The sequence below is a fragment of the Marinovum algicola genome, from assembly GCF_900109145.1.
Classification (GTDB): domain Bacteria; phylum Pseudomonadota; class Alphaproteobacteria; order Rhodobacterales; family Rhodobacteraceae; genus Marinovum; species Marinovum algicola.
The window spans coordinates 1-3,148 of record NZ_FNYY01000036.1; the positions used below are offsets into that span (position 1 = coordinate 1).

Annotated in this window: 3 protein-coding genes and 1 pseudogene; 1 reads left to right on the forward strand and 3 read right to left on the reverse strand. The window is 58.7% G+C overall.

The window, feature by feature from the left end; translation table 11 throughout:
* Positions 1–242, reverse strand: a 242-nt coding sequence (locus tag BMW90_RS24895; RefSeq protein ID WP_170850627.1) for a transposase, incomplete at its 3' end; no start/stop codon positions are given.
* A gap of 64 nt (positions 243–306) precedes the next feature.
* On the opposite strand from BMW90_RS24895, the pseudogene BMW90_RS24900 reads away from it, so the two are divergent.
* Positions 307–762, forward strand: a pseudogene (locus tag BMW90_RS24900) (MauE/DoxX family redox-associated membrane protein); the annotation flags it as partial.
* Between the two features lie 2 nt (positions 763–764).
* On the opposite strand, the gene BMW90_RS24905 reads toward BMW90_RS24900, so the two are convergent.
* Together BMW90_RS24905 and BMW90_RS27120 are read right to left on the reverse strand one after the other, a co-directional pair.
* Positions 765–2,855, reverse strand: a complete 2,091-nt coding sequence (locus BMW90_RS24905; RefSeq protein WP_081285562.1) for a protein-disulfide reductase DsbD family protein — start codon at positions 2,853–2,855, stop codon at positions 765–767.
* Positions 2,855–3,148: hypothetical protein (locus BMW90_RS27120; protein ID WP_244526619.1), on the reverse strand; the 294-nt coding region annotated here is incomplete at its 5' end. The genes BMW90_RS27120 and BMW90_RS24905, both read right to left, overlap by 1 nt.

Consider the following 3,148-nt stretch of genomic DNA (forward strand, 5'->3'; position numbering starts at 1 on the left):
ACCGGCATCTCGCCGTCCTGCCCCTTCAGCACCTTGGTCGAGGTGCCATTCCGGCGATTGCTCTGACCCGGGGGAGCTTCCTTGCCCTCTTCATAGCCAAGATGCGCCGTCAGCTCGGCGCCGAGCATCCGCTCCATGAGCTTGATCTTCAGCTCTTTCATCAGCCCGGTCTCGCCGAGCAGGTCCTCAGGGCGCTCTACGCCATTCAACAGTTCGTCCAGCAGTTCCTTGGAGATCGTCATGCATGCTTCCTTTCGAAGAAGCATGGACCGGATCACTCATACACAGAAGATCTGACACTCTCCGGTCGCATTCCTTATGGCGCTTGGTCTCAGTTGGGCGTTTTACGGTTCGATCCTGACGCTGCGGGCATTCGAGTGGTTCATCGCGATCTCGATGAGCTTTCTTGCTGTTCAAAAACTGCAGGACGTCGAGACGTTTTCCACGATGTTTCTGAACTACGATCTGCTTGCCCAGAAATGGGTGCGCTATGGCTATGTCTATCCCTTCGGCGAAGCACTTGCCGGTATTCTCATGGTCGCCGGTGCCTTGGTCTGGATCAGCGCGCCTGTTGCACTGTTCATCGGTACGGTCGGAGCGGCTTCAGTTTTCAAGGCCGTCTACATCGATAAGCGCGAGATCAAGTGCGCCTGCGTGGGCGGCGGTTCAAACGTGCCGCTGGGTTTCGTGTCCCTGACCGAAAACCTGATGATGATATTCATGGGCGTCTGGATGTCGGCGCGTGCGATGGGCCTCTTTTAGGCCTAACCATCCGTTTTCAAAGCGGTCACAGGGTCGCCAAGTGCGGCCCTGCTCAGCGCGTCGAGAACGGCTTCGGACGTCAGAACCTCGGACAGGATGATCCCGTCTGGCGCGTTTGGCCCGTAGACGATGTTGAACGGGATGCCAAACCTGTTGTGGCTTTCCAGATACCGGGAAATGTCAGTGCTGGGCCTAGTCCAGTCTGCCCGCATCGCAACGACATTATCACCCCGCAGTTGGTCGACCACGGGCGCACGGTCCAGCACCAGCGTCTTGTTGGCCTTGCACGTCAGGCACCAGTCTGCGGTCACGTCGACAAAGACGGTTTTTCCCTGCGACACCAGTTTCGGTATCTCGGAGCGATCGAACGCGACCCAGTCCTGGCCCACCGCTCTCGTCTGCGGCGGGATTGTCAGCGCCGTCGGCACCAGAAGGCTGAGAACAGCAACCACCACCAGCGCTGTCGGGCGCGTCAATCTGCCCGGCAAACGTATTGTTGCGAGAAGAATGAAAAGGCTCGTCATAAGCAGCACGGTCATGGCCACCCGGCCACCCGCCACCCCTATCAGTACCCAGAGCAGCCAGATCGCGGTCCCGGCCAGAAGACCGGCAAGCACCCATTTGACGACAACCATCCAACGTCCCGGCCTGGGCAACAACCGGACCAGACCAGGCTTCCCCGCCAGAACCAGATAGGGCAGGGAGAGCCCAAGCCCCAGAGCCGTGAAAACGAGAATGACATCAATCGGGCGCCCGGACAGGGCAAAGGCAACCGCTGTCCCCAAAAACGGGGCCGAGCAGGGCGTGGCCAGCACCGCCGCGAAGGCGCCTGTTGCAAAATCTCCGCCATACCCGTCGCGACCGCTTGATCTGGCCAGCCGTGACTGCAACCCGGAGGGCAATGAAACTTCGAACACCCCGAACAGATTGGCAGAGAACACGGCAAGCACCAGAAACATGACGGTCAGGAAAACAGGGCTTTGGAATTGCAGGCCCCACCCAACGGTGACGCCGACGGATTGCAGAACCAGAATGATTGCGGCGAGGGCCCACATGAACACCAGAACGCCAAGCGCCGACATCAGGAACCCATTCCGGACCTCGTGCGCTGGCTTGTTTCCATGATTGAGAACCGATGTCAGCTTGATGGACAGGACAGGCAGAACACAGGGCATGACATTCAGGATCAGACCGCCAAGAAAGGCAAAGGCCGCAATCGCCAGGATTTGCGTCAGATCCGGCAGGTTCGCCATAACCTCGAATGGTGCACCCGGGATGCGGTCTGACCAAGCGGGCTGCGCTGTCACCGCGCGTGATCCATCGGTCAAAGTCAGTTGCAGGGGCGGCGGATCCTCCCCTTGCGCGAGAAGAGGCAGCTTGGCCCAAAGGGCTGTTCCCGCATCATCGGTTCGGATGTCCGGTTTGCCAAAGGTGAATTCCGGCCCCAGTTCCGGAAAGATATCCGGCTTCACAAAGGCATTCGCACTGCGCGCCGTCACATAAAGCGCATCATCCGCGATCACCGCCGTTTCGACAATGATGTCGCTCTCTTCGGGACCAAGCGGCACCCGCTGGGCATACTCCGAAATCAGGCCCGCCGCCTTCGCGTCAATCCCGGTGCCCGCCGGAATTGTCAGTGCGAGATCGAAATCATGCGGCACACAGACAGTCGAGCACGCCAGCAATGAAACACGCGCCTGCAATGTTGCGGACTGGCCCGCAGTTTCGAGAACTGCCTGAATGGGCAGGACGACACGGGTCTTGTAGCCAAAATTCTCGATGCCGAATGCCGTGAAGCGCTCAGGCGCGGGCCAGAGCATCTGTGCGCTCACCAGATTTTCCGATCCATCCCATGAAATTTCAGGCGGCAGACCCACCTCGCCGGGCGAACGCCAATAGGCTTTCCAGCCCTCGGCCAGCTCGACATCCAGGCCAAGGGAAAGGGTTCTGGAGGTTTCCGCGACCCCATTTTCAACGGAGATGAGCCGGGCCGTGATTGTTGAATTCTCGTAGGTATCGCTCGATGCAGCAAAGCCCATGGAGGCCCAAAGGCAAGCCATGAGAAGGAAGAATAGGCGCAACGTGGTTCGCATCATCTTTTGGCTCGCTTCCACCCTTGTCCCGAGATCGAAATCCGAAGCACCTCTATGGCTGCATCTCCCGGTTGGTCAACTTTACAAACGGATACAATGTCGTTTGTGAAGCCATCACGCTGCGAGAATAACGCGACGAAGTCCGCGTTCGTAGCAGGAAGGCCAATAGAAGCTTTTTTCTTCATTAAACATTTCAATCGTAAGCATCCGGCGTAGGCCGCGGTCAGGCGGCTTGGCGGACTTTCGAGGGCTTCCAGTTCCACGGTAGCAGTGTCGGCACCTGCGAGGCTGTC

Coding starts and splice junctions, on each gene's coding strand:
- BMW90_RS24905 (WP_081285562.1), bottom strand. CDS start 2,855: ATGCGAACCACGTTGCGCCTATTCTTCCTTCTCATGGCTTGCCTTTGG.